Source organism: Desulfobacula sp., assembly GCF_021107415.1.
Genome location: NZ_JAIOSW010000195.1, coordinates 1 through 3,642 on the forward strand (window position 1 = coordinate 1; position 3,642 = coordinate 3,642).

A 3,642-nucleotide genomic window follows, 5' to 3' on the forward strand; every position below is an offset into this window, starting at 1 on the left:
CGATATAAGCACAAGGTCTATGCGGTATCGCCTTGAAAAACTGGGGATAGAAAAGTGAGTAATAATTTAGTTGTTTGAAAATTTGTACAGGCCTGCACCATTATTTCTGCCGAGTCGGCAGAAATAACAGTCTGTGTCAGTCTGCGTGGAGCTTGCCGGGTCGAAGCCTCGTGCGAAGCCTGGTCTGTGGCTAAAGAAAAGTGACAATTTTTGTCAACAAATTAACAATATTTGTAAAATAATATCATTTATATCGACTGTAAATCTGAAACATTTTTTAGGTTTAATGTAATTTTATGGGAAAACAGCATGTTGTAAATATTAATACCTGAACAAAAGAAATGGCATGTTCCTTGCAATTGTTAGGTTCAAAGCAAAAAGAAAAAATGGACTTTATGATCAACATACATTAAAAAGGGGGTGGAAAGACAAAATAAAAGCATAAAAGGAGAATGCACTTTTAAGCTGACTTAAAAAAAATCGTAAAATAAAATAAAATAAAGTAAACATAAATAAATTATTAATATCAAGGAGGGTAAAAAATGTTACAAAAACTAAGAGGAAACAATTCAAAAGGTTTTACACTAATCGAGCTGATGATTGTTATCGCAATCATCGGTATCCTGGCAGCCATCGCCATCCCTAACTTTATTGCTTACAGGAACAAGGCTTTCTGCGGCCAAGCAGAATCAGATGCCAATGGTATTGCATCAGCCATTGCAGATTATTTTGCAAATCCTTCACGTTTTAATACGCCTACTTTAGCTCAACTAAATGATGGTGCAGGTTATACACCTACCGGGACAAATGCTGCGACTGTTCTCGGAGCAAATCCGAATCTCAATATTACAATTACAGTTACAGATGGCAGTCTTAGATGCCCGACAGACTACCAGCAAGGAATGGTTATTGGGACTAGCCCTCAAGGCTACTGGAATAATGTTTCAGGTGGTGGTATATACGTAAAACTCATTGCGCCCTAAAAGATTCAGAGTACCGTTTGTTTAAAAAAAGGCTGAGGAAAGGGGGGAGACCTTCCCCCCTTTTTCTATATAATAAAGTTTTAACATCACCTTTTCTCTAATACTTTGCTTTCCCAGCGATGAGGCGTAACCTTTGAGCAAATGTGGTTCACCTTCAACCAGAAGCACCTGGATTGCTTTTATTCTGTTGTTTTTTTTGATTATACTCATCTATTCAAACACTTTTCACGCTTCCTGGCATTTTGATGACAAACCGAATATAGTAAACAATTACTATCTTCATCTAAACAACCTGCACCCGAATTCTTTATTTCAAACCCTTTTTACAAACCCTAAGAACCCTTGGAACATCGGTGATAAGATGTATCGCCCTGTTGCATGCCTGACATTTGCCCTTAACTGGTATTATGGCAAGGATGATGTAACAGGTTACCATATTGTCAATATAGTCATCCATATTCTGACCGCATATTTTCTTTATCTAACTATTTTCAATCTTTTTAAATCACCCAACCTTAAAGGCAAGTTTGATGGTAGCGAGCATTTTGTAGCGCTTTTAACTGCCGTCATGTGGGCAATAAATCCGGTTCAAACGCAGGCAGTTACTTACATTGTACAAAGGATGGCTATCCTGGCTACAATGTTTTATATCCTTGGTATTTATTTTTATATTAAAGCAAGAGTTATAGATTCTTTAAAAAACAGAATATATTTCATTATCGGCTGTGTTTTCAGTTTTATCTTTGCCATGGGATCAAAGGAAAATGCTGCCATGTTGCCTCTGTCGCTTATTCTAATTGAAATTGTTTTTTTCCAGAATCTGGGTTCTCAAAAAACAAGGAGAAGGTTTATTGGAATTGCAGCAGGAACTATATCGCTTGTTTTAATAATGGGCATTTTCTTTTTTATGAAAGGAGACTCGCTTTTTTTTCTGAAAGAATATGCAAATCGTCATTTTACTTTTGCTGAACGTTTAATGACCGAACCCAGGATTGTCATTCATTACCTCAGCCAAATATTTTATTCTGTGCCGAATCGTTTATCTATTGAGCATGATGTCTTATTGTCGACTTCTTTAATTAAACCTTGGACTACCCTGCCTGCTATTTTAAGTGTTTTTATGCTTATAGGAACAGGATTTTGTCTTATAAAAAAAAGGCCGCTCATTGCCTTTGCAATTCTTTTTTTCTTTTTGAACCATGTTATTGAATCGACCATAATCCCCCTTGAACTTATTTTTGAACATCGCAACTACCTGCCGTCATTATTTTTATTTCTTCCGGTTTCAGCGGGCATAAAATGGCTTATTGATTATTACCGGGAGAATAGGATTTCAATATATATTATTATCGTTTTTTTTGTTACACTTTTGCTGACAGGTCTTGGCATCGGCACATATATTAGAAACATGGCATGGGCAACAGAATTAACTCTGTGGGAGGATGCAATGCGAAAGGCGCCGGGCAGCGCAAGACCGCTGACGGTACTGGCGTTGGAAATGTCTCAAAAAGGTGATTTAGGGAATATCAGACATGACCTGGCACTAAAACTATATGAAAAATCCCTGTCGCACCGAAAATCGAGAAAGAATATATATCCAGCTATCCTAAATAACATGGCAGGGATATATTTTCAAAAAGGCAATTCCCAAAAGGCTGTTGATTTGCTTATAAGGGCTCTGGATATTGACCCAAATTATACAAAAGGCCGATTTGACTTAATAAAAATACTGATAACCCGTGGAAGATGGAATGACGCGTCGGAACATGCTGATAAATTAGTTTCAATTACAGAGAATCATGAAGGATATCTCAATATAAAAGGATTTATACTCTTAAAACAAAAGAAATCTGATGAGGCAATTAAATATTTTCAAAAATCGTTAAGACTTGCTCCGAATTTCAAGACTACCTTGATGTATATGGGAGCTGCCTTAAGTTTATCTGAAGAATATAGCAGGGCGGACTGGTTTTTAAGACGTGCTAATAATATTCCTCATGAGAGTATTATGCCGCTTTTCTGCCTGATTGAAAACAGTATAAAGGCAGGATTTTTTCAAGATGCCGAGCGATACACGGAGAGATTGCTTGCTTCATTTAGTATAATAGCTGTAAAAGATCAATTAATTAGAATTTCGCATGACAATTTATTACTACCTGTTTCAAGCGAATTAATAACCGAGATGATATCAAAAAAAATAATGGAAAGAGCGAAAGAAATATCAGAACTTCCAATCTGAAGAAATCCCTATTTGTTCAGTGAAAAAAAGATGAAACAATCCTGACAAAAAGTCGGTAATACATTATCGTATAGAGCCAGTTTCAAAATGTTCAATTTTGTCCAAGGTCAAGGTGGGTGATCCGCCTGATGCGGATTAACCGGAGGAATACATTGAGTATTTAGAGGATTAAAATTTGAGCCTGATGCAGAGATTGGGCAGATAAGCGCAGACTTCGAAAGGGGACATTTTGAAATTGGCTCTATATAAATCTTATTTAAAAAGATTAGGCTATGACTGCTTATAATACTCATAATAAAAGTTTGTATAAAAAGCGCATTGACATTCTGATTTGTTTCTTTCTTGTTTTAGTAACATTTTTTATCTACTCGCAGGTGAAAGATCATGCATTTGTTGACTATGATGATGACAGCTACGTTA

At 36.2% G+C, this 3,642-nt stretch carries 2 protein-coding genes; both read left to right on the forward strand.

Annotated features, from left to right (window positions below; translation table 11 throughout):
* Positions 1 to 542 precede the first annotated feature (542 nt).
* Positions 543 to 983, forward strand: coding sequence for a type II secretion system protein (locus K8S13_RS25690; protein ID WP_367172558.1), 441 nt, complete (start codon positions 543 to 545; stop codon positions 981 to 983).
* Between the two features lie 133 nt (positions 984 to 1,116).
* Positions 1,117 to 3,222 carry a tetratricopeptide repeat protein gene (locus tag K8S13_RS10510; RefSeq protein ID WP_291462399.1) on the forward strand — a complete coding sequence of 702 codons (2,106 nt, stop codon included), beginning with the start codon at positions 1,117 to 1,119 and terminating at the stop codon, positions 3,220 to 3,222.
* Positions 3,223 to 3,642 lie beyond the last annotated feature (420 nt).